The 22,661-nt window shown below is 69.6% G+C and carries 19 protein-coding genes; 7 read left to right on the top strand and 12 right to left on the bottom strand.

Annotated features, from left to right (window positions below; translation table 11 throughout):
- Positions 1 to 7 precede the first annotated feature (7 nt).
- The 6 genes from VHC63_10270 to VHC63_10295 are packed head-to-tail and all read right to left on the bottom strand — an operon-like array spanning position 8 to position 5,221.
- The gene (locus tag VHC63_10270; protein ID HVV36975.1) at positions 8 to 382 is read right to left on the bottom strand and encodes a type II toxin-antitoxin system VapC family toxin; all 375 of its coding nucleotides are present in this window, start codon (positions 380 to 382) and stop codon (positions 8 to 10) included.
- On the bottom strand, positions 379 to 606 hold the full coding sequence (locus VHC63_10275; GenBank protein ID HVV36976.1) for a type II toxin-antitoxin system Phd/YefM family antitoxin: 228 nt from the start codon (positions 604 to 606) through the stop codon (positions 379 to 381). The genes VHC63_10270 and VHC63_10275 overlap by 4 nt, the downstream gene beginning before the upstream one ends.
- Before the next feature lie 26 nt (positions 607 to 632).
- A complete protein-coding gene (locus VHC63_10280) occupies positions 633 to 1,976 on the bottom strand; it encodes an acyl-CoA dehydrogenase family protein (GenBank protein HVV36977.1) in 1,344 nt (447 codons plus the stop codon).
- The gene (locus tag VHC63_10285) at positions 1,973 to 3,499 is read right to left on the bottom strand and encodes an AMP-binding protein (protein ID HVV36978.1); all 1,527 of its coding nucleotides are present in this window, start codon (positions 3,497 to 3,499) and stop codon (positions 1,973 to 1,975) included. The genes VHC63_10280 and VHC63_10285 overlap by 4 nt, the downstream gene beginning before the upstream one ends.
- Positions 3,500 to 3,536: 37 nt before the next feature.
- The gene (locus tag VHC63_10290) at positions 3,537 to 4,637 is read right to left on the bottom strand and encodes a ferritin-like domain-containing protein (protein ID HVV36979.1); all 1,101 of its coding nucleotides are present in this window, start codon (positions 4,635 to 4,637) and stop codon (positions 3,537 to 3,539) included.
- The gene (locus VHC63_10295) at positions 4,634 to 5,221 is read right to left on the bottom strand and encodes a TetR/AcrR family transcriptional regulator (protein ID HVV36980.1); all 588 of its coding nucleotides are present in this window, start codon (positions 5,219 to 5,221) and stop codon (positions 4,634 to 4,636) included. The genes VHC63_10290 and VHC63_10295 overlap by 4 nt, the downstream gene beginning before the upstream one ends.
- 63 nt (positions 5,222 to 5,284) lie before the next feature.
- On the opposite strand from VHC63_10295, the gene VHC63_10300 reads away from it, so the two are divergent.
- From VHC63_10300 to VHC63_10310, 3 genes are read left to right on the top strand one after another with little or no spacing between them, the layout of a single operon-like run.
- Positions 5,285 to 5,878, top strand: a complete 594-nt coding sequence (locus tag VHC63_10300) for a helix-turn-helix transcriptional regulator (protein HVV36981.1) — start codon at positions 5,285 to 5,287, stop codon at positions 5,876 to 5,878.
- Positions 5,875 to 6,600 carry an ABC transporter ATP-binding protein gene (locus VHC63_10305; GenBank protein HVV36982.1) on the top strand — a complete coding sequence of 242 codons (726 nt, stop codon included), beginning with the start codon at positions 5,875 to 5,877 and terminating at the stop codon, positions 6,598 to 6,600. The genes VHC63_10300 and VHC63_10305 overlap by 4 nt, the downstream gene beginning before the upstream one ends.
- Entirely contained in the window at positions 6,597 to 8,984 is a 2,388-nt protein-coding gene (locus VHC63_10310) for an FtsX-like permease family protein (GenBank protein ID HVV36983.1), read from the top strand. Before VHC63_10305 ends, VHC63_10310 begins: the two co-directional genes overlap by 4 nt.
- Here the strand turns inward: VHC63_10310 and VHC63_10315 are convergent.
- The gene (locus VHC63_10315; protein HVV36984.1) at positions 8,940 to 12,758 is read right to left on the bottom strand and encodes an adenylate/guanylate cyclase domain-containing protein; all 3,819 of its coding nucleotides are present in this window, start codon (positions 12,756 to 12,758) and stop codon (positions 8,940 to 8,942) included. The two genes, VHC63_10310 and VHC63_10315, sit on opposite strands and share 45 nt — an antisense overlap.
- 107 nt (positions 12,759 to 12,865) lie before the next feature.
- Here VHC63_10315 and VHC63_10320 point away from each other — a divergent pair, with 107 nt between their 5' ends.
- From VHC63_10320 to VHC63_10335, 4 genes are read left to right on the top strand one after another with little or no spacing between them, the layout of a single operon-like run.
- The gene (locus VHC63_10320; protein HVV36985.1) at positions 12,866 to 13,408 is read left to right on the top strand and encodes a LemA family protein; all 543 of its coding nucleotides are present in this window, start codon (positions 12,866 to 12,868) and stop codon (positions 13,406 to 13,408) included.
- On the top strand, positions 13,395 to 15,197 hold the full coding sequence (locus VHC63_10325; protein ID HVV36986.1) for a DUF2207 domain-containing protein: 1,803 nt from the start codon (positions 13,395 to 13,397) through the stop codon (positions 15,195 to 15,197). The genes VHC63_10320 and VHC63_10325 overlap by 14 nt, the downstream gene beginning before the upstream one ends.
- On the top strand, positions 15,197 to 16,012 hold the full coding sequence (locus tag VHC63_10330; GenBank protein HVV36987.1) for a glucose 1-dehydrogenase: 816 nt from the start codon (positions 15,197 to 15,199) through the stop codon (positions 16,010 to 16,012). Before VHC63_10325 ends, VHC63_10330 begins: the two co-directional genes overlap by 1 nt.
- A gap of 4 nt (positions 16,013 to 16,016) precedes the next feature.
- On the top strand, positions 16,017 to 16,892 hold the full coding sequence (locus VHC63_10335; protein ID HVV36988.1) for a hypothetical protein: 876 nt from the start codon (positions 16,017 to 16,019) through the stop codon (positions 16,890 to 16,892).
- Here VHC63_10335 and VHC63_10340 read toward each other — a convergent pair.
- The 5 genes from VHC63_10340 to VHC63_10360 are packed head-to-tail and all read right to left on the bottom strand — an operon-like array spanning position 16,889 to position 22,651.
- The gene (locus VHC63_10340; protein HVV36989.1) at positions 16,889 to 17,980 is read right to left on the bottom strand and encodes a M20 family metallopeptidase; all 1,092 of its coding nucleotides are present in this window, start codon (positions 17,978 to 17,980) and stop codon (positions 16,889 to 16,891) included. The two genes, VHC63_10335 and VHC63_10340, sit on opposite strands and share 4 nt — an antisense overlap.
- Complete coding sequence (locus VHC63_10345; protein HVV36990.1) at positions 17,980 to 19,794, bottom strand: S8 family serine peptidase; 1,815 nt, start codon at positions 19,792 to 19,794, stop codon at positions 17,980 to 17,982. The genes VHC63_10340 and VHC63_10345 overlap by 1 nt, the downstream gene beginning before the upstream one ends.
- A 9-nt stretch (positions 19,795 to 19,803) precedes the next feature.
- On the bottom strand, positions 19,804 to 20,466 hold the full coding sequence (locus VHC63_10350; protein ID HVV36991.1) for an LUD domain-containing protein: 663 nt from the start codon (positions 20,464 to 20,466) through the stop codon (positions 19,804 to 19,806).
- Positions 20,463 to 21,869, bottom strand: a complete 1,407-nt coding sequence (locus tag VHC63_10355; GenBank protein ID HVV36992.1) for a LutB/LldF family L-lactate oxidation iron-sulfur protein — start codon at positions 21,867 to 21,869, stop codon at positions 20,463 to 20,465. Before VHC63_10355 ends, VHC63_10350 begins: the two co-directional genes overlap by 4 nt.
- Positions 21,866 to 22,651, bottom strand: a complete 786-nt coding sequence (locus tag VHC63_10360) for a (Fe-S)-binding protein (GenBank protein ID HVV36993.1) — start codon at positions 22,649 to 22,651, stop codon at positions 21,866 to 21,868. The genes VHC63_10355 and VHC63_10360 overlap by 4 nt, the downstream gene beginning before the upstream one ends.
- Positions 22,652 to 22,661 lie beyond the last annotated feature (10 nt).

The raw sequence follows: 22,661 nt of genomic DNA on the forward strand, positions 1-22,661 counted from the left end.
TACCGGCTCAACAGCCGATCACGGCCACGCCGTAGCGCTCGAAAACGGCGTCGCGCGAGACGATCGTGAGTGCTTCCACACGTGCCTGGGCGACAAGCATGCGGTCGAAGGGGTCGCGGTGATGTGGCGGTAGCGCACCGGCGAGTTCGGCGTGCTCGTGCGAGATCGCCAGAGGTTCGAACCCGCCGCGCACGGCGGCCTCCGCAAAGCCGGTTGGCGCCTTCAGCTTGCCGAGGCCGCGCTTGATCGCGACTTCCCACACCGACGCAGCACTCACGACGGCGACGTTGGCGCCGTCCTCGATGAGTTCTGTGGCCTCGCGGCTGAGTTGCTGCCCCCCGAGCCACCACAGGATGGCGTGCGTGTCGAGGAGCAGATTCATGCTTCGAACGAAGCGATGACGTCGGCCGGCGTGTCGTCGAAGTCGGCGGCCAGCTTGACCTTGCCCTTCCAGGCACCAGGTGTGCGGCGCGCCACCGCGGGCACGTAGGGCACCAGACGCGCCACCGGCTTGCCGGCACGACCGATCACGATCTCCTCTCCCGCGGCGGCGCGGTCGACCAGCTTCGAGAAGTGCGTCTTCGCTTCGTGGATGTTGACGATCACCGGACTAAGTCTAGTCCAGTCGACTCCTAGCCGTTCTTGGGCAACTCGTTGAACGGCACGCGCGAGAGGTCACCGGGCTCCTTGGGCAGGCCCAGCGCGCGCTCGCTCACGATGTTCTTCTGGATCTGGTCGGTGCCGCCGAAGATCGGCAGCGCCTGCGCCCCGAGCGCCTGGCCGGTGATGGCGTGCGCCGCTGACCCGAGCGGCGCGTCCTTGAGCGTGGCGCGCTGGTCGTCGGTGTAGGCGTGCAACATGCCGCGGGCACCGAGCAGCTGCATGCCGAGGTCGCGATTGAGTCGCAGGATGATCGCCGTCAGCAGTTTCGAGAAGTTCGGGAGGCCGGGGATGTCGCCACCCCGGGCGCGCACCGCCTTGCCCCGTTCGCCGTTGAAGCGGGCGAGCTCGCCGAGGATGTGCGCCTGCGCCAGCTGCTGGCGGATCGCCGGGTCGGTGTTCTTGCCGGTCTCCTTCGCCAGGTTGATGTACATCGCGGCGGGCGACGTGCGCTCGCGCTTGGCCGCCGGCTTGGGCGCGGCCGACCTATCGCGCGGCGCCCGCACGAAGTCGCCGGCGCGCTTGGCGAGGTCGTTGGCGATCGTGCCGGCGCGCGCCATCGGCACGCCGGCGCCGCCGCCGACGCCGGTGCCGCGTTGCATACCCATGCCGGAGCGCTCGTGGAACAGCGTCGTGTTGGCGACGGTCCAGCCGTCGTTGAGGTCGCCGATGCGGGCGTCGTCGTTGACGATGGCGTCGGTGAAGAACACCTCGCTGAACATCGTGTGGCCCGTCATCTCCTTCAGCGGGCGCACCTCGACGTGGCCCGGCTGGTGCATGTCGAAGGCGAACCAGCTGATGCCCTGGTGCTTGGGCGCCGTGGGGTTGGTGCGCGCCAGCAGCATGCCCATATCCGCCATGTGACCGCCCGACGTCCACACCTTCTGGCCGTTGACCACCCACACGTCGCCGTCCTTGACGGCTTTGGTCGACAGGCCGGCGAGGTCCGAGCCGGCGCCGGGCTCGCTGAAGAGCTGACACCAGCCGAGGCGTCCGCACACCGCGTCGGGGATGTAGCGCTCGATCTGTTCGCGCGTGCCGTGCGTGGCGATCGTGGGCGACACCAGCGAGATGCCCATGCCCATCGGGGCGCCGAGCGCACCGTGCTGGGCGATGATGCTGGCGGCCACCATCGACTCGGGACGGCTCAGGCCGCGGCCGTAGCTCTCGACGGGCAGCATCGGCGCCGCCCATCCGCTCATGCCGAGACGGTCCCACCACTCACCCACGGTGAGATCGGGATTCCAGTTGTCTTCGAGAAAGCTCTTCAGTTCGTCGACGAAGTTCGCCGAGACGCGGGTTTCGGTGACGGTCATGTATTCGCTCCCTGTTGGCGGTACTGCTCGCGCAGGCGCCGCTTGTAGATCTTGCCGTTGTCTTCGCGCGGCAACGCGTCGACGAAGTCGACCCGCCGCGGACACTTGTAGTGCGAAAGCCGGTCGCGGCAGTGCGCCAACAACTCCTCGGCCAGCGCCGGTGACGGCTCGACACCCTCTTTCAGTTCGACCACCGCCAGCACGGCTTCGCCCCACTCCTCGTCGGGCACGCCGATGACGGCGACGTCGCCGACCGCGGCATGCTCGAGCAGCACGGCGTCGACCTCGGCGGGGTAGATGTTCACACCGCCCGAGATGATGAGGTTGGCGCTGCGGTCGGTGAGGTACAGGTAGCCCTCGTCGTCGAGGTAACCGACGTCGCCGAGGGTGAAGTACTCGCCGCGGAACGAGTTGGCCGTCTTCTGCTCGTCCTTGAAGTAGCTGAAGCGCGCCGCGCCGGGCGCCTTGATGTAGACGAGGCCGACCTCACCGGCGGGCAGGGCGTTGCCCGCCTCGTCGCCGATGATCACCTGCTCGGGCAGGAACGGCTTGCCAACGGTGCCCGGGTGCGCCAGCCACGTCTCGGAGTTCACGAAACTGCCGACGCCTTCGGTCGCCGCGTAGTACTCCCACACCACCGGGCCGAACCACTCGATGATGCGCTGCTTCACCGGCACAGGGCAGGGCGCGGCGCCGTGGAGCACGTAGCGCAGCTTGGAGATGTCGTAGCGCGCCTTCACGTCGTCGGGCAACGACAGGAGCCGGTGGAACATCGTCGGCACCATGTGCGTGTGCGTCACGCCGTGGCGCGCCATCAGGCGCAGCGTCTCGTGGGCGTCCCACTTGTCCATCACCACCACCGTCGCGCCGTACACGTGGGGCGACGCCAGCGAGAAGGCCAGCGGGGCGGCGTGGTATAGCGGACCGGTGCACAGGTGCACGTCGCCGCCTTCCTCGTTGTAGCCGCCGAGGTTGACCGCGGCGGTCGACGCCCCGGCGGCCGCCGGCGGGCGGTGCACGCCCTTGGGCCGCCCGGTCGTGCCCGACGTGTAGAGCATGGTCGTGCCGGGTGACGGATCGGGCAGGGCGTCGGGCGACTCGCCGGCCATCGCCTCTTCGAGGTTCTCGAAGCCGTCGGCGTCGCCACCGGCCACGAGCGCCACCTTGCACGCCGGCGCGGCGCGCAGGCACGCCCGCGCCATGTCCGCCAGTGACGCGGTGGTGACGAGCGCCTTGGCCTCGCAGTCGTCGACGATGTAGGCGGCCTCTTCGCCGGTGAGGTGGAAGTTCACCGGCGTGAGGCGGAATCCGCCGCGCTGGCAGGCATAGACCGTCTCGACAAACGCCGGCACGTTGTTGGCGATCAGGGCGACGGCGTCACCGGCGACGAGGCCGCGGTTGCGCAGGGCGCGGGCCAACCGGTTGGCGTTGGCCTCCAGTTCGGCGAAGGTGCGGTCGCCGGCGTCCGAGATGATCGCGGCGCGATCGGGCGTGGTCGCGGCCCAGTGTGCGAGATCAGGCATGAGTTCCCCCCAGAACCATTTCGTACGGCGCTCTTGCTTAGCTCGCCGCCGCGGCGCGTGCTGCTCGGTCCTTGGCGACTTCGTCGTAGGTCTCGTAGTCGTCGCCGGTGTTGTCGGCGAACTCGTACTGGAGCAGCCCGGCTTCGTCCCACAGCTTGCGCAGGTAGCCGTCGTTGGCGTCGAGGAGACCCAGCTTGCGGACGTTGGGCACGAGCTTGGCGAAGAAGCCGCCTTCGAAGCTGCCAAAGCGCGAGCGGTCGAGCTTCTGGCTCGCCTCGAGGATCGACGGAAGGGCCGCTTCCATCGTGGTGCCCATGCGCTCCCAGATCTCGGGCGTCGTCGAGCGCGAGCGGCTGCGCAGCGTGTTCTCGGCGAGGAACTCCTGGCGCTCCTTGAGCTCGGCCGACGACAGCTCCTGGTAGTACTCGTGCAGGCTCAGTACGCCGAAGGCCACGTGGCGCGCCTCGTCGCTCATCACGTAGCGCAGCAGCTTCTTGAGCAGCGGCTCGTTGGTGGCGCGCAGCATCGAGCCGAACGCCGCGAGCGCCAACGACTCGATCACGATCTGCATGCCGAGGTACGCAATGTCCCAGCGCGAGTCCTCCATCAGTGCGTCGATCTGCGCTTCGAGGAACGGGCTCATCGGATACGCCTCGCCGAGCTTGGTATGCAGGTACTTGGCGAAGACCTCGGTGTGGCGCGCCTCGTCCATCGTCTGGGTGGCGGCGTAGTACTTGGCGTCGATCCACGGCACCGTCTCGACGATCTTGGCGGCGACGATCATGGCGCCCTGCTCGCCGTGCATGAACTGGCTCAGCATCGCCTTCATCGACTCGATGCCGAGCTGCGTGAACTCCTTGTCGCTCCACTTGGAGAACGGCGAGCCGGGCACCTCGGCAGCGGCGCGGGCGAGGTCGACGGTGAGGTTGGCCTGCGGGGCGGAGCGCACCACTTCTTCGGCGTCGACCTCGGTCGCCCAGTCGAGCTCGGTCACGGAGTTCCACTGCGACGCCATCGCCTTGTTGTAGAGGGTGACGAGCTGATCGCGACTGCGGTCGTAGTCCCACAAGAAGATGCGCGGGGCGTTGTCGGTGACGAGCTTGATCGCCTCGTGCTTCTCGGCGTCGGTGACGGTCATGGTTGGTCTCCAAAACTGTGAACAATGCGGGTGACGAGGGCGTCCCACGCGGCGGGATCGGGTTTGGGAATGCCGGCGCCGCGTTGCACGAGCAACCCGAGCGCCAGCGTGCGGACGAAGTAGAGGACGGCTTCGGGGTCGACGTCGTCGGCGACGGTGCCGTCGGCTTGCGCGGCGTCGACGAGGGGCTGCACCGCGGTGCGCCACTGCTGCTGCGCGGCGTGCACCGCCTCGGCGACATCGGGCTCTCGGCGCGCCGTCACGAAGGCCTCGAGCCGGACCGCCTCGGCATCGGTCAGCGGCGCGTCCGACAACGCGGCGAGGCGCTGGATCAACTCGGCGACGCGCCAGCCCTTGGGTGCGCCGAGGTGCGAGTGGCGCATCGCCTGGCCGATGACGGCTTCGCGCAACAGCTCGTCCTTGGAGCGGAAGCGGCCGTAGACGGCGCCCGTTGACAAGCCCGCCTCACGCACGATGTCGGCGATCTTGGTGCCCGAGTAGCCCTTGGCGGCGAAGACGCGCGCGGCGGCGTCGAGCAACTGCGTGCGCAGCGGATCCTCTCGCAGTTCCCCCGCCGGCTCCATCGGACGTGAGAATAAAAGTTCTTCGCGCTTGCGTCAAGTGCTATACTCCGTATAGTACTGAGTATGAGCATCAAGCACGCCCTACTGGCGCTGCTGGCCGACCAGCCCAAGTACGGCCTCCAGCTGCGGGAAGAGTTCGAGCGCAAGACCGGCGAGCTGTGGCCGCTCAACGTCGGGCAGGTGTACACGACGCTTCAGCGCCTCGAGCGCGACGGGCTCGTGGCATCGGACGGTGCCGAGCGCGACAGCCGCGAGAACGTCTTCCGGCTGACCGCCGCCGGCCACGCCGAGCTGCTCGACTGGCTGTCGGACCCCGACGACGCCGCCGCCCCACCCCGCGACGAGCTGACGATCAAGGTGCTGATCGCGCTGAGCGTTCCCGGCGTCGACGTGCACGACGTCGTCCAGCGGCACCGCCGCCACCTCGTCGAGGCGATGCAGCAGTTCACCCGCGTGAAGGAACACGCGGCGACCGACGACATCGCCCTGTCGCTCGTTGCCGACGCCGAACTCTTCCGTCTCGAAGCCAAAGTCCGCTGGCTCGACGCCGCGGAAACCCGCATCAAGCGAACTGGTCTTGTCCAGCACCGGAAACCGGTGCTGGACAGGACCACTTCGGGGGAATCGGCGGAATCGGTCGACGGGGTGGCGCGATGACGGCCGCGCTCGAACTGCGCAACGTGAGCAAGACCTACGGCGAGGACGCCAACGAGGTCCACGCGCTGGTCGACGTGAACCTCACCGTCGAGCCCGGCGAACTCGTCGCTATCATGGGCCCGAGCGGCTCGGGCAAGAGCACGCTGCTGACCGTTGCGGGCACGCTCGAAGAACCGACGAGCGGTGAGGTGCTCGTGGGCGGCACGCCGGTCTCGGCCATGTCGCGCAACGAGCGCGCCCGCCTGCGGCGCCGCGCGATCGGCTTTGTGTTCCAGGACTTCAACCTGCTCGCCGGCCTGACCGCGCTCGAGAACGTTTCGCTGCCGCTCGAACTCGACGGCATGAACACCAAGCGCGCCCAGGCGATCGCCCTCGACGGCCTAGCCCAGTTCGACATGGACGAGCGGGCGCAACGTTTCCCCGACGAACTCTCCGGCGGCGAACGCCAACGCGTCGCCATCGCCCGCGCCGTGGTGGGCGACCGCGGCCTGTTGCTCGCCGACGAACCGACCGGCGCCCTCGACTCCGTCAACGGCGAGGCCGTGATGCGCCTCGTGCGCCACGCGTGTAACCGCGGCGTCGCCGGCGTGATCGTGACGCACGATTCGCAGCTGGCGTCGTGGGCCGACCGCATCGTGTTCATCCGCGACGGCCACATCGTCGACCAGACCGCACCGCGGCCCGACCCCGAATCACTTCTCACCTCCGGTCCCACGAAGTGAGCGCCGCAGGCCGGCGGCCGGTCTTCCGGTGGGGCGTACGCCTGTTCAAGCGTGACTGGCGCCAGCAGGTGCTCGTCTTGTCGCTCCTCACGTTCGCGACCGCGGCCGCGCTGTTCTGCTCGGTCGTCGTCGCCGCCGCGCTGCCGACCCACGACGGTGAATTCGGGCGCGCCAACGGCATGGTCCGCCTGCACGTCGGCGCCCCGCACACGGACGCCGCGCTGGCGACCATTCGCCAGAAGTTCGGCACCGCTGAGGTGATCGGTCACCGCGACGTACCGATCCCCGGTGCGGTCGACACCGTCGACTTTCGCGACCAGGTTCCCGGCGGCGCGTTCGGTGCGCCGATGCTGCGGCTGTTGTCGGGCCGGTATCCGGCGGCGTCGGGCGAGATCGCCATGACGAGACGCGCCGCGGCCGACTTCCACACGGCGCTGGGATCGACCGTTCGGTTCGGTGGCGGCGCCTACCGCGTCGTCGGCGTCGTCGAGAACCCCGGCAAGCTCGATGACGAATTCGCAGTGGGGACGGCTGGGGACGTCGCCGCCGAGAACCTGATCGTGCTGGTGCACGGCAACTTTCCCCACCATCGCGGCCTCGCCCTCGAAGCCAACGCCAGCTACGCGACCCAGATCCGGGGCGCGAGCGACAAGCAACTCGGCGCGGTTCTGGTGCTGCTGCTCTCGGCGATCCTGCTGTTCCTGTTGGTGCTCGTGGCCACCGCCAGCTTCGCCGTCATCGCCCACCGCCGGCAGCGCCAGCTCGGCATGCTGGCCAGCGTCGGCGCCACCGACGCCCAGCTGCGCCTCGTGATGCTCAGCAACGGCGTCGCCGTCGGCGTGTTCGCCGCCATCGGCGGTGCCGTGGTCGCCCTGGGGCTCTGGCTCGGGCTCCAACCGCAGCTCGAACACCTCGTGAACCACCGCATGAACGTCACCGACTTCCCCGCCTGGGTCCCGCTGGCCACGACGGCTCTCGCGATCGCCGCGGCAACGGCGGCGTCGTGGTGGCCGGCGCGGTCGATCGCCCGCGTGCCGGTCGTCGAGGCATTGAGCGGGCGGCCGCCGCAGCCGGCGACTGTGCACCGCTCAGTGGTGGTCGCGCTCGGCCTGCTCGCCGGCGGCTGGGTGGCCATCGATGCCGGCGTCAACGACGTCAAAGGCAGCGCCAACGGGCTGTTGCTGATCCCCGGCGCGCTTGCCGTTGTGGTGGGCGTGCTCGTGCTCAGCCCGATCGCCATCCGCACTCTGGCCCGCGCCGCGCGCCGGGCGCCGTTGCCGGCCCGTCTCGCGCTGCGGGACCTCAATCGGTACTCGGCGCGTTCGGGCGCGGCGCTCGCCGCGATCGCGTTGGGCCTCGGGATTGCGTCCAGCGTCGTGGTCGTCACCGCCGCAGCGAAGAAGCACGCCGACCAGGGCAACCTGTCGGACCGCCAGCTCGTGTTCCGCACGCAAGGCGCCGTCGACGACGATCGCCGCACCGCGCTTCGTTCCGACGTCGAGGCGTTCGCCCGCACGCTCGGATCCGACGCCCGCGTGTATCAACTCGACTTGGTCGGCAATCCGGCGGTGCTTAACCCGAAGGGCGGTGGCGAGGGTCCACCGGCTCCGATCGATCTCGCGCTCGAGCAAAACGCGCACTCGTTCCGGTACGTCGCGCACGTCTACGTGGCGACACCCGAGTTGCTGGCGCGCCTCGGAGTCACCCCACGCGCCGGCGTCGACGTGGTCACGTCGGCAACCGGCAAGCTCGCGATTGTCCCGACGCTTGACCGCAACCCCCACTTCACCTTCCAGCACTACGACGGGCCGGACTATTCGGACGCGCCGTCCGCGCTGATTACGCAGACCGGCATCGCCAAGCTCGGCCCCGCGATGGTGTTCGAAACGGACGGGTGGTTCGTCGAAGCCGGCCACCACCTGTCTGCGGCCGACGTGCGTGACGCCCGCACCGCGGCTCTGGACGCCGGGCTCGACGTGGAAGCCCGCGACACCCAGACCGGTCTGCTGGCGGCGCGCACGATCGCGACGGCGGTGGGCGTGCTCCTCGCGCTGGCGCTGCTCGGCATGACGATCGGCCTCATCCGCAGCGAGTCGGGCCGCGACGACCAGACCCTCGTCGCCGCCGGGGCGACGAGCTTCACCCGGCGAGCGCTCAGCGCGTCGACGTCGGGCGGCCTGGCGCTGCTCGGCAGCGTGCTCGGTATCGGCGGTGCCTACGTCGGTCTCACGGCCGTGTACGTCGACCGCATCTCCGACATGGCGCATCCGCCGATCGCCGACCTGAGCGTGCTGCTGTTCGGACTGCCGGTCATGGCCGCGGCCGCCGGGTGGCTGCTGTCAGGACGCGAACCCGCCGCCATCGGCCGCCACGCCTTGGACTAGCGGCGGGAACGCCGCCCGCACGCCGAGGCGGATGAACACCTCGTCGCGCTCGGCGGCGGCGGCGTCCGAGGGACGTACGCGCACCAGCGCGTCGAGACCGAGGGCCACTTCGTACGGTGAACCGTTGGCCCTCGCCGCGTCCACCGCGCGCTCGAACTCGGCCGCCGCGGCGTCGGGATCGCCGAGCGCGAGGTGGGCATAGCCGATGCCGCGGTGCAGGCGCGGTAGCAACAGGACGCCGCCCTTCTTCGTTTCGTCGCGCAGGGCGTGCTCGAGCAAGGTACGGGCGTCGCGCGCTTCGCCCTCGCGGATCATGCACTCGGCAACCCAGTAGTCATACTCGGCGGTGTCGGCACCAAGGTCCTCCGCCGCCCACCGGGCCTGGTCGAATACGTCGCGGGCTTTCAATACGTCGCCGCGCTGCAAGGCGGCGCGCCCCATGTTGGTCAGCGCCCCCGGGACCGGACCGGGGTGGCCCACCGAGCGCCACAGGTTGATGACGTCGCCGAGTCCGGTCACCTCTTCGCCGCGTCCCTGGTCGAGCAGGATGTCGGTGACGTTCGTGGTGCCGTAGCCCGCCGTCACGAGATCGCCCGCCGCCGTGTAGGCGTCACGACTCCGGATGAACTGGTCGAGGGCTTCGTCCCACTCGCCCTTCCAGTACGCGGTGGCACCGAGTACGACGCGCACGTCACCCTCGTCCTTCTTGACGTCGAGCTCGGTCCAGATGGCGAGCGCGGCGCGCAGGCGCCGACCGGCATCGGGGCGACCCAAGCGGGCCGACGCGAGATCGGCGACGGTGTAGGCGCGGGCGAGCGCCTTGCGATTGCGCGACGCCTTGGCGTCGGCGATCGCCTGCTCGGCCCACGCCAGCGCGCGGCGATTGTCGTTCGCCCGGTGAAGCTGATCGGCGCGCAACATGCGCAGTTCGGCGCGCAACGCGACGGCCGCCCGCCGGTTGTCGCCCTCGAGCAGGCGCAGGCCGCGATTCACCCACCGCGCCGCGTTGGCGCTCTGCCCGCGGTTGGCGGCGAGGATCGTCTCGAGGCGGCATACGTCGGCCAGGAACGGAGCGTCGCCTTTGCGGAACGCCCGCGCCCGCGCCAGGGCCGCCTTGGCCTGGTCGTACAAGTTGCCGATGAGCGCAACCTCGGCCAACGACCGGTACACCTGCGCCGCCGACGGTACGAGATCACCGTCGATCTGGCCACCGGCCGCCAGCGCCCGTTCGTACAGCACCGCCGCTTCGACGTTGGCGTATTTGTCGCGCGCCCGCTCGGCCGCTGCCCGCGAATAGCGCCAGCACTTCTCGTACTGCTGTGCGTGCCAGAAGTGGAACGACAGGATCTCGAAGCCTTCCGTCGTGCCGTCTTCGAGCGCGGCTTCGATCGACGCGCCGGCCTTGGCGTGCAACTCCTTGCGCCTGCGAAACGACAGCGTCTCGTATGCGACCTCGCGGTAGCACTCGTTGCGGAAGCGCAGCCACCCGGTGCCGGATGGCTCGAGGAACTGGCGTAGCCGTCCCGCCACCGCACGGGCCTCGCCGCCTTCTTCGGCGACGAGTTCGGCCAGACGTGCCGCCTCGAACATCGGCCCGAGCACCGCCGCGTAGCGCAGCGCCTGACGATCCCGCGGCGGCAACGTGTCGATCTTGGCTGCAACCACGGCTTCGAGGCTGCCCGACAACGTGGCTTCCCCTGCACCGGAGGCCGCCGCGTGCGCCAACTGCTCGACGAACAGCGGGTTACCCCCGGCGCGCTCCACGAGCACGTCGACCTGGTCGGGTCGCAGCAACGTCTCGCCCGGCGCGGCACCGGCCGCCGCCTGGAGCAGGCGACGCGCCTCGGTGTCGTCGAGGGCGTCGAGGAGGAGTCGCAGCGTCGTCTCGTCACCGGGGCGATAACCGGTGTCGTCCATCCGCCGGCTGAGGCAGACAAGCCAGCGCCGCGAACGCGCCCGCTGTGCGATGGCGCGCAAGACTTCGGCCGACAGGTCGTCGACCCACTGGGCGTCCTCGACGACGAAGAGTTGCGCTCCGGAGACGACAGCGGCGAGGAGATCGACGACGGCCCGCACGGTCTGATCGCGCAAGAACTGCGGATCCAGCGCCTCGGATTCGGGCGTCGCTGCCACCTCGACCGACATCACGGACCCGATGAGAGGCAACCACGGCAACAACTCCGGGGCCGCTCCGGAGACGATGGCGCGCAGGACTGCCGGGGCGTTGTCGGTGGCCGTCTTCAGGCCGAGCGCGCCGCGCAGCAAGAAGCGCACGGCGAAGTACGGCGTCGTCGCTTCGTACGCCTCGCAGAACGTCGTCACGATGGGCACCTCCGCAGCGTCGGCGAGAAACTCGCGCAACAGGCGCGACTTTCCGATACCTGCTTCGCCGGCGATGTCGACCAAGCCGCCGCGCCCGGCCCGCATCTCGTCGAGCGTGTCGCGGAGGCGCTCGCGCTCGACTTCACGCCCCACGAAGGGCAGATCGGTGAGAGCGCGCGTACGGCGGCGGACGCGCTCGCCGACGAGCACCGCGTCGACGGGGCGCGACTTGCCCTTCACCAAGAACGGGGGCAGCGACGTCGTCACGAACTCCGAGGCCGCGAGGTCGAGTACGTCTCTGGTCGCGCGCACCTCACCCGGCGCCGCGCTCGCCATCAGCCGCGCCGCCAGATTCACCGTGTCGCCCATCACGGTGTACGTGCGTCGGTACGACGGACCAACCTCACCGACGAACGCGTGGCCGTGGTGCACTCCGATGCGCACCGGAAGGCGCCGCTCACGCTCGACGACGCGCCGCATCGCTCGCAGCACGCGGCCTTCGTCGTCGTCGAGGGCGCGCGGGGCGCCGCCGATGACGATGAGCTTGCCGCCGTCCTTGTCGGCGTCGGTGCCGAGGAAGGTCGCACCTTCGTGGTCGACCGCCGCCTGCACATCCGTGACGAGCTCGTCGAGCACTTCAGCCGCCATCGCGGGGCCGTCGTTCTCGATGACAGCGTCGATGCCGTCAAACCGGATGAACGCCACCGACACCCGCCGGTGCTCCGGCTCCACCGATCCCGCCAGGTGATCGCGCAACGCGACGGGGATCGCGGGACGCAGGTCGACGCCGGCGTCGCGCGTCGGAGGAAACGATGCGTCCACCGAGATCGACGGACGCGACCTGAGAAAGAAGCCGGGACCGGTGGCGTCGCCCACGAGCCGCGCCGGGATGCGTTCGGCTGTGCCGCTGCTGACGACGATCTCACCGGCGTTTGCCGTCTGCTCCATCGCGACGACGCTCGAGGGGCCCGGTCCGGCGATCAGCAGTTCGCGGTGGGACGCACCGACGCGGAAGAGGTGCACCACGCCGGAGTGCACGCCCGCCGACATCCGCAGCCGGATGTTGCCCACCGACGTTGCGATACGGCCGCTGCGTCCCAGACGCGCCCGCATCTGCAGCGCGCTGCGCACGGCGCGGTTGGCGTGATCGTCGCCCTCGAAGAGCAGCAACAACGCGTCACCGCCGAACTTCACGAGGCTGCCGCCATCCGCGTATGCCGCGACGAGCAGGTCGGCAAAGCACGTGCTCAGCGTCTGGGTGAGTTCCTCGGCACCGAGGTGGCCTCGGCGCGCCAGACGTTCCGACAGCGCGGTGAAGCCGGAGATGTCGACGAAGACGAGCGACGCGTCGTCGGCGCGCCACGTGCGGTCCGGGTCGTCGCGCGCCCAGTCGACGGCGAAACGCGGAAAGTACGACGCAAGATCCGCGGCCGTCTCTACACGAGAACCCATTCCCCCTCGACGTTCCTGCAGCGCGAACGTTCTGTCAGTGCGAACACTACCGAGCGTGCGTCCTGTTTTCGGCGTGAAATCGGTCACACGCCTTGTAGGGTCCGCGCATGGTCGCGGTCATCGTCGTGGTGCTTTTGCTGATCTTCCTTGTCGCGTTCGGGGTCCGCACCTTCAACCGCTTGGTCAAAAACCGCAATTCGGTCGCCGATGCCTGGGCCGGCATCGACGTCCAACTCACCCGGCGGGCGGATCTCGTGCCCAACCTCGTCGAGGTCGTGAAGGGCTACAAGCTGCACGAACAGCAAACGCTCGAGTCCGTCGTGGCCGCCCGCACACAGGCGCGGGGAGCGGCGGCGACCGGGGCGGCGGAAGAGAAGGTTGGCAACGCCGTCGGTTCGCTCATCGCCGTGGCCGAGGCGTATCCGGATCTGAAGGCGAACACGAACTTCCAGTCGCTGCAGAACGAATTGGCGACCCTCGAAGAGGACCTGTCGTTCGCCCGCCGGTACTACAACGGCACCGTGCGCAACTACAACACCGCACAGCAGACGTTCCCCACGGTGCTGTTTGCCCGGGCGCTCGGCTTCAGCCCAGCCGAGTATTTCCAAGCCGACCTCGACGCCAAGGACGCGCCCAGTGCGGCTCTGTAAGGCGGTCGCCGCGGCCGCGCTGACGGTCGCCTTGGTCGCCGTCATCGGCGGTGGGCACGCCGACGCGCAGAGCACCGGGTTTCACATCGCCCGGCAACGCATCTTCATGGACATCCAGCGCGACGGGAGCATCAACGTCGTGGAGACGCTCGACGTCGACTACGCCGACGAAGCCCACCACGGCATCTACCAGTACTTCAACGTTCGCTTCAACTACGACCCGAACCCGAAGTACGAGCGCGTCTACAAGATGCGCCACATCCATGTGACCGCCACCGACGCGTCGGCGCACACCGCGATCAGCGACTCCGGTCGCGTCAAGACGCTCAAGATCGGCGACGCCCATAAGACCGTCACGGGCATGCACACCTACGTGATCAGTTACCGGCTCGACGGCGCGCTCAACGGCTTCAAGGATCACGACGAGCTGTATTGGAACCCGGTGGGGTTCGGCTGGGTGATACCGATCGACACGACGCAGGTGATCGTGCGGGCGCCCGACGGCGTGCAGCGCGTCGGTTGCTTCACGGGGCCCGAAGGTTCGACGCTGAGCTGCGACGGTGCCGCGGTCGCGTCTCCCCAAGAGGCCGACTTCACCCAGGGCGTGCTGTACCCCGGCAGCGGCATGACGATCGTCGTCGCGCTCAACAAGGGGGTGGTCGATCCCGCCGGCGTGCTGCCGATCCTCGACGAGAAGTGGTCGTTCGCCCGCGCCTTCGCCGTAACGATCGGAACCGCGGGCGTGGCGCTGGCGTTGCTGTTGCTGCTCGGTGGCCTCGTCGTGCGCAAGCTGTGGCAGACCGGCCGCGACCGGCGCACCGGCTCGGGCGGCGACGACGAACGCATCCCGATGTTCGACCGTCACGGCGGCCCGGTGCAGTACCGCCCACCGGACGACGCGCGACCGGCGGAGGTCGGCGTCCTTGTTGACGAGCGCGCCGATCCGCTCGACGTCACCGCGACGATCATCGACTTCGGCGTGCGCGGCTATCTCTCGATCGAGGAGACCGAGAAGAAGACGCTGTTCCACAAGGCCGATTGGAAGCTCACCAAGACGAAGGAGGACGACGGCTCGTTCGCCGAGTACGAGCGCCGCTTGTTCGAGGCGCTTTTCGACGGGCGCAGCGCAGTCAGCCTCTCCGACTTGCACAACAAGTTCGCCTCCGACCTCCACCACGTGCAGAACGCGCTGTACGACGACACGGTCGGCCGCAAGTGGTTCGCCAAACGTCCCGACCGCATCCGCGCGACGTACCTCGCGGGCGGCATCGTCGCGCTGATCTTCGCCACCCTCGTGGTGATCGGACTCGCCGCCTTCACTCACGCCGCGCTCGTCGGCGTGCCGCTCGTCCTCGTGGCGTTGCTGATGATCGCCACCCACCACGCCATGCCGGCGCGCACCGGCAAGGGCAGCGCCGCGCTCGACCAGGCGATGGGTTTCCGCAAGTACATGGCGACGGCCGAGGCCGACCGGATGAAGTTCGCCGAAGACGAGAACATCTTCGCCAAATACCTGCCCTACGCCATCGTGTTCCACGAGACCGCTCACTGGGCGAAGGTCTTCCACGACATCTACGGCGACAACCCGCCGCCCGGCATGGGCTGGTACACGCCCTACGGAACGTGGAGCGCGTTCAGCTTCGGCAACTTCGCGTCGTCGATGTCGAGCTTCGCCGTGCAAACATCGGGAACGATCGTGTCCACCCCATCGTCGTCGGGCAGCAGCGGCTTCGGCGGCGGCGGCTTTAGCGGCGGCGGAGGCGGCGGCGGAGGAGGAGGAGGCTGGTAATGGCATCGCTCGACGGAATGAACGCACTCGTTACTGGGGGCGGGTCCGGGATTGGCTTGGCTATTGCGGCGCGGTTGGCTGCTGATGGGGCGACGGTCACGATCTGTGGGCGCAGCGAGGAGAAGCTGAAGCGCGCGTTGGCGTCGCTGCCGGACGGGGCGCGCGCGGTTGTGTGTGACGTGCGCGACGAGGAGTCGGTGCGCGCCGCGGTCGAGCACGCGTCGCAGGGCGGCGGACTCCACATCGCAGTGGCCAACGCCGGCACCGGCAGCGCGGCGCCGATCACCACGACGGATCTCGAGACGTGGAACGCGGTGCTCGAGACGAACCTCACGGGCGTCTTCCTCACCTTCAAGCACGCCGGCGCGGCGATCGCCCGCAGCGGCGGCGGCGCCATGCTGGCCATCTCGTCGATCGCCGGCGCGCTGACGCACCGCTACATGGGGCCGTACTGCGTGTCGAAGGCGGCCGTCGAAATGCTGGTCAAGAACACCGCCGACGAACTCGGGATGGTGGGCGTGCGCGTCAACGCCGTGCGGCCCGGCCTCGTGCCCACCGAGTTGTCGACCATGCTGACGACCAACGAGCACCTCCAGCAGGATTACCTGGAGCAGATGCCACTCGGACGCAACGGCACGCCCGAGGAGATCGCCGAAGCCGTGCGCTACCTATGCGGCCCGGAGGCGGCGTGGACGACGGGTCAGATCATCAGCGTCGACGGCGGGCATACGCTGCGACGCGGCCCCGACATGCACGGCTTGTTCGAGCAGTCGGTTGGAGCCGACGCGGTTCGTTCGATGTTGCAGGGAGGGTGACGGCGTGATCGATCCGGCGCTGTCGTTGCTCGCTCGTCGGATCTGGCGGCGGCTCGAGCCCTACCACGCCATCACCTACTTCGCCCCCGAAAGCCGCGCCGCGTGGGACGCCGTCGGCATGAAGGGCTTCTGGATGGGCTACTTCGCGTCGCGTGCGGCGGCGATGGGCGCCGTAGGACCGAAGATGGTGACCGCCACCTTCTACAACTTCCACCCGAGCCGCGTGGAGCGCGCCGTGCCCGACTGCTGGGCGAAGACCACTCCGAACGCCGTACTGCGCGCCCGCCTCGACGGGATGGTCGACGCGCTCTCGGCCATGGTGGAGGTGGACCTCGAGGCCGTCGCTCTGCTCGCGCCGCTGGCACGTACGATCGCCGAAGCGGTGAGCAACGACATCGCCGGACGCCCGCTGTTCGCCGCGCACGCGGAGTTGGACTGGCCCGAGGAGGGCGCGGCGCTCCAGGCGTGGTGGGCGGCGACGCTCATTCGCGAGCATCGGGGCGACGGCCACGTCGCGGCGCTCGTCGACGCGGGGATCGGACCGTGCGAGGCACTCGTGCTGCAGTCGACCTACACGGCCATCCCGCGCGAAACACTGCAAGGCACGCGCAACTGGCCCGACGACGAGTGGGCGCTCGGCGTCGAGTCGTTGATCGAGCGCGGCTGGCTCGAACCCGATGGCTCGGGCAACGACCGCGGCCGCGAAGGCCTCGCCGCCATCGAGCGACGGACCGACGACCTGGCGGCGCGACCGCTGTCGATGATCGGGGTCGACGCCGCCGCCGCCCTCGCCGAAGCCGCACTGCCGGTCGCCGAGGGCGTCATGAAGAGCGGCGTCGTCCCCTCCATCAACCCGATCTTCGGCGACGAGTTGAGCTAGCCGACCAGCAGATCCTGCACGAGCGCGGCTAGGAGGCGCGTGCGGTCGAGCATGGTCGCGGCCACGACGTGCTCGGTGCGGGCGTGGGCGCCGTCGCCGTCAGCACCGAGACCGTCGAGGGTCGGCACGCCGATGCCGGCGGTGAAGTTGCCGTCGCTCCCACCACCTACAGCGACGTGGCGCAGCGGTTGCAGCCCGAGGTCGGCGGCAAGCCGCTGGGCGCGGGCGAACAGGGACGCCGACGCCGACGGCTCGAGCGGCGGGCGGTTGATGCCACCCGACCACGCGAAGGTGGTGCCCTCGACCGTTGGTTGCAGCGCGCGCAGCGCTGCGTCGACGCGTTCGAGTTCTGCTTGGGTCTGACCACGCACGTCGACTTCGACCGCCGCCTGGGCGGGTACGACGTTGCGCGTGGTCCCGGCGCTCGCTGTCGTGGGCGTCACGGTCGTGCCCTTGGGCGCGTCGGCCGCCGCGGTGATGCCGCGCACGGCGTCGGCGAGGGCCACGAGGGCGTTGGCGCCCTTCTCCGGTTCGAGCCCGGCGTGGGCGGCGCGCCCCGCAATGTCGAGGCGGTAAAACCCCACGCCTTTGCGCGCCGTCTTCAGCGCCCCCTGGTGCGGTGGCTCGAGGACAAGCGCGGCACGTGCCCCGCGCGCCGTGTCCTCGATCAGCGCCCGTGAGGTGAGGGACCCCGTCTCCTCGTCGCTGTTGAGGAGCAGTGCGGCGCCGTCAAGGTCGTCGAGTGACGCCAGCGCGTGCAGCGCCATGACGACGCCTGCCTTCATGTCGAAGCACCCGGGCCCCGTCACCACACCGTCGTTCACCGCGAACGGCAATTCAGCGAGCGCGCCGAGCGGCCACACGGTGTCGAAGTGTCCGACGAGGAGCACGCGCGTCGGTGCCTCGCCAAAGCGCCAGCGCAGGTGCGGCGATCCCTCGACGACGATGCGTTCCGGCGCGACGCCAAGCACGCGGCCGGCGAGCTGCGCGACGGCGTCGGCGCAGCGATGGCAGGCGTCCTTGTCGGCCGACGGCGACTCGACCGTCACGAGCTGCTCGAGGTCGGCGAGCAGGACCGGCAACTGCATCAGGACAGGGTGACGGTCAACTGCACGGTGCCGCTGCCTTTCACCTTCTTCACGCGCACGTACCAGTAACCGCTCGCCGGGCTCGCCGTCGTGCAGTTCTCGGCGTCACCGGCGCTGCTCGACCGGCAGTCGTACTTCTTGTTCGTCGGCTCCGCGTTGCGGCGCGTGTAGAGGTCGACGTTGGCGGGGCACGACGAGCTGCACGCCGTGACCGCCGTGATCTGGCTCGTGCCCGTCGGCACGTTGATCTTGAAATACACCGACTTCGCTGACGAGTTCACCGTGGCGTTCACCATCTGGCCGCTCGTGATCGTGGGCACCGACGGATCGGGATCACCGCTCGAACCGGTCGTGAAGTTCGCCGACGTGTGCGCCGTACCGCCGTGTCCGTCGTTGACCGTCAACGTGATGCTGTAGGTGCCCGACGTCGCATACGTGTGGGTCGTGGTCTTGCCCGTGCCCGTGCCCCCGTCGCCGAAGTCCCAGGCATAGGTCAGCGTGTCGCCGTCCGGATCGCTCGACGTGCTGGCGTCCACCGCTACGCCCAGCTCGCCCGACGCGCTCGTGGTGAACGCGGCCGTCGGGTTCTGGTTGGCGGGCGGCGCAACATTGCACACCGACTGCACGAGCTTGTCGGCGCGCGCCAGGCCGTTGCCATAGGCATTGTCGCGGCCGGCGGTCCCGAGATCGTCGGCCGTCGAATACAACGCGTTGACGACGGTGTCGCGCGTCGTGCCCGCGGGCGCACACCCGAGGGCGAGCGCCAGCGCGCCCGCGACTCCGGGCGTCGCCATCGAGGTGCCGCTGAGCGACGAGTAGGTGGAGTTGCTGCCGGTGTAGGTGGACAGCACGTTGCTGCCCGGCGCCATGATGTCGAGCTGCGCGCCCCCGTCGGAATAGCTGGCCCGCACCTTGTTGCTGGTGAGCGCTCCCACTGCGATCACGTTCGGATACGCACCCGGATAATCGGTGCCGTTGTTCTGCCCGTCGTTGCCGGCCGCAGCCACGAGGATGACACCCTTGTTGTAGGCGTAGTTGACCGCGTTCTGCATCGCCGTCGAACCGGCGCCGCCGATGCTCATGGAGATGATGCTGGCGCCCTGGTCGGCGGCGTCCATGATCGCCTGGGCGATGTCGGCGTCGCTGCCGGAGCAACTGCTGCTGAAGAACGAACTGTCGAGCGCCTTCATCTCGAGGATCTTCACTTGCGCCTCGCCGGCGATGCCGAGACCGTTGTTGGTGGTGGCGCCCAGGATGCCGGCGGTGTGGGTGCCGTGGCCACAGTTGTCGTCCGGGTTCGTGTCGCCGTTCGCGTAGTCGTGGCCCTGGAGAATGCGCGCCCCCGCGAGGTCCTCGTGCGTCTTGAGAATGCCGGTGTCGACGAGGGCCACGGTGATCGCCGTCGACCCGTACCCGACCTCACTCCACGCCGTCGGGAAGCCCATCATCTGCGGGCCGTACTGCTGGGCGAGCTTCGGGTCGTTCGGCGCCGCCTCGGTGTGCAGCAAGGCGTTGTCCTCGACGTAGGCGACGCCGGGGATGCTCGCCAGCGCCGTGCGTGCCGCACCTACCGTCGGCACCGACACCGTGACGAACGAACCGTTGCGCGACACGCGCGTCACGGCCAGACCCGCCAGCCGCTCGCCGATGTTCAGCGCCGGCAGGAAACCAGGTTGAAAACCGATGATCGCCTCGCCAATGGACGTCGCGGCGTCGGGCACGACGTCAGCCGATGCCGGCGGCGCGGCGCCGATCGCCGCCTCGCCGAACACCATCAACGCCGCGAGCGAGACCACCAACAGGATTTTTCGCACCGCGGCAGGTTAAACGAGCAGTCCTACCCAAAGGGCTCGCGGTCCGTGCACGCCGAGCGTGATGATGAGCTCGATATCGGCGGATCGGCTCGGTCCGGTGATCTGCACCAGGTTCGACGGCATGGGCACGCCCAGCGGTCGCCACAGGTCGCCGGGGTCACGCACGACGCTGTCCGCCCGGAGGAGGGCAACGTGCATCGGTGGCAGCAGGCTGGCCGTACGGCCACCCGCACGGCCGGAGTCGACCACGATCGAGCCGGTACGGGCGACACCGGCGCGGGCACCGGTGAAGCCGATATCAGCGGTAGCCGCCGCCGCGGCGTCGGTGAACGCGACCAAGTCGACGTCGGTTCGTTGGCCGAGCGCGTACGCCACCGCCGCGCACTCGGGCTCGTCGGTGAGCAGCACGCGGACGCGCGTCTTGTCGCCTTTGGCGGCATCCAACGCATCGTCGACGAACGTGGTGAACGCCACGGGGTCGGCCAGCGAGCGCACGACGCCGCCGAGCCCTTCGAGTGCGGCGGCGAAATCGGGCTCCGTCGCGTAGGCGACGACGGGCGGGCCGGAAGGCGGCAACGGCGTGACGGGGCGGGCGTGTCCGGTTGTGGGTGCGGCGACGGCGCGGCGGATGCGTCCGAGAAACGCGGCGCGGTCGCCCGTCTCGCGCGTCACCGTTCACCCCGGCGCCACGCGTCGCGGAAGGAGACCTCGGCCGCCTGGGGCAGCGCGCGGCCCGTCGCCCAGTTGCGAGCGCCGGGCAGGCGCGCCAAGCGCGGGCCGAGCAGGCGCTGCGCCACGGTGCCGGTGCGCAAACTCAACCAGTAGGTGCCGGTGCGCGACCACGTCGCCGCCCACGCCTGCCAGGCGGTCTTCTCGCTCGGCCGCGCGCCGACAGAGTTGCGCCGCCGCTGCGCCAGCAACATGTCCTGCAGCGGAATGCCGACTGGGCACGCCTCCCAGCAAGCGCCGCACAGGCTCGACGCGTTGGCCAGTTGCGTGGCGGTGGAGTACTCGTCCTGCGCCAGCAGCGGGGTGAGCACCGCGCCCATCGGGCCCGAGTACACCCATCCGTAGGCGTGCCCGCCGATCTGGCGATACACGGGACACACGTTGAGGCAAGCGCCGCAGCGGATGCACGCCAGCATCTCGGCGAACTCGCTCTCGGCGATGGCGCTGCGCCCGTTGTCGACGATCACGAGGTGGAACTCGTCGGGCCCGTCGCGCTCGCCGTCGCGACGCGGCCCCGTCATCGCGCTCACGTAGGTCGTCGCCGCTTGGCCGGTTGCGCTGCGCGGCAGCAACGACAGCAACACGTCGAGCTGCGCCCAGTCCGCCACGACCCGCTCGGCGCCCATCAACGCGATGTGCACCGGCGGCACGCTGCTCGACAGGCGACCGTTGCCTTCGTTGGTGACGAGCACGCAGGTGCCCGTCGCCGCCACGCCGAAGTTCACGCCGGTGATGCCGATGTCGGCTTCGAGGAACTTGGCCCGCAGCTGGGCGCGGGCGAACGCCGCCAGTTCCTCGGGGACGTCGGAGAGATCGCCGTGGGCGACGCGCTGCAACGCGTCGCGGATCTGGCCGCGGTCGCGATGGATCGCCGGCACGATGATGTGGCTCGGCGTTTCGTTCGCCACCTGGATGATCCACTCACCAAGATCGGTCTCGGTGACTTCGATGCCGTCGGCCTCGAGCGCCGGGTTGAGCTCGATCTCCTCGGACAGCATCGACTTGCCCTTGACGATCTTCTTGGCGCCGCGCCGGCGCGCCACCTCGCGCACATAGGCGCGCGCCGCCTCGGCGTCGGGCGCCCAGCACACGTGGCCGCCGGCGGCGAGCACGTTGTCGGCGAGTTGGTCGAGCAACGCCGGCAACCGCCGCAGCACGTCGGCACGGATGGCGCGCGCCGTCTCGCGTACCGCCGCCGCGTCGGCGAACGCGGCGCGCGCGACGCCGCGCCGTTCTTCGAAGGTGTCCGCCGCGTTGGCCAGGGCACGCCCGAGCCGCGCGTCGGCGATGGCCGTGACCGTCCGGTCCCGCAGGTCGGGGGTGGACGCGATCGGCTGGGCCGTCATATCTCGGCTTCGGCTTCGGCGTCGTCGAGGGCGACGGCGAGATGCCGGAACCGCAGCGGCAGCCCGCGTGCTTCGGCGCGCGTCGCCAGCTGCATCAGGCACGACCCGTCCGCGGCCACGATGTCGGACGCGCCGGCGGCCACTGCGGCGTCGAGCACTTCGTCGGCCATAGCGACGGACGTCTCGGGCAGCTTCACGCTGAACAACCCACCGAACCCGCAGCACCGTTCCGGCCCGCGCCCCACGTCGTACCCCGCGCCTTCCAGCGCGGCGCACGGCTGGTCCCGAATCCCCAACTCCCGCAGCATGTGACACGACGGGTGGTAGCGCACCGCTGCTCCCTCACTTCTGTGAAGGATTTCCGCCCCGATGGGGCGGTCATCCTTCGCAGAAGCGAGGTACTCGCTGAGTTCGAACACCTTGGGCGCGACGGCGCGGGCGCGGCGCGCCGCGTCGTGCTGGCCTACCTCGGCGAACAGCTCGGGCCAGAAGACGCGGATCATCGTCGTGCAACTGCCGGCGGGCACGACGACCGCTTCGGCGCCGTCGGCGAGCGCCTCCTCGATACCGGCCAGTGTCGTGCGGGCGACGACCGCCGCGGGCTCAGCGTGTCCCGAGTTCCACGCCGGCTGGCCGCAACAGGTCGTGCGCTCGGCGACTTCGACCTCACAGCCGCGCCGCGCCAGCACGCGGGCGGTGGCGAAGCCGACCTCCGGCGCGACGGCGTCGACGACGCACGTCGGAAAGAGCGCGACTTTGGTCACGCTGCGGTCGACGGGCATGGCGAGAGAC

The organism is Acidimicrobiales bacterium (assembly GCA_035546775.1).
Classification (GTDB): domain Bacteria; phylum Actinomycetota; class Acidimicrobiia; order Acidimicrobiales; family JACCXE01; genus JACCXE01.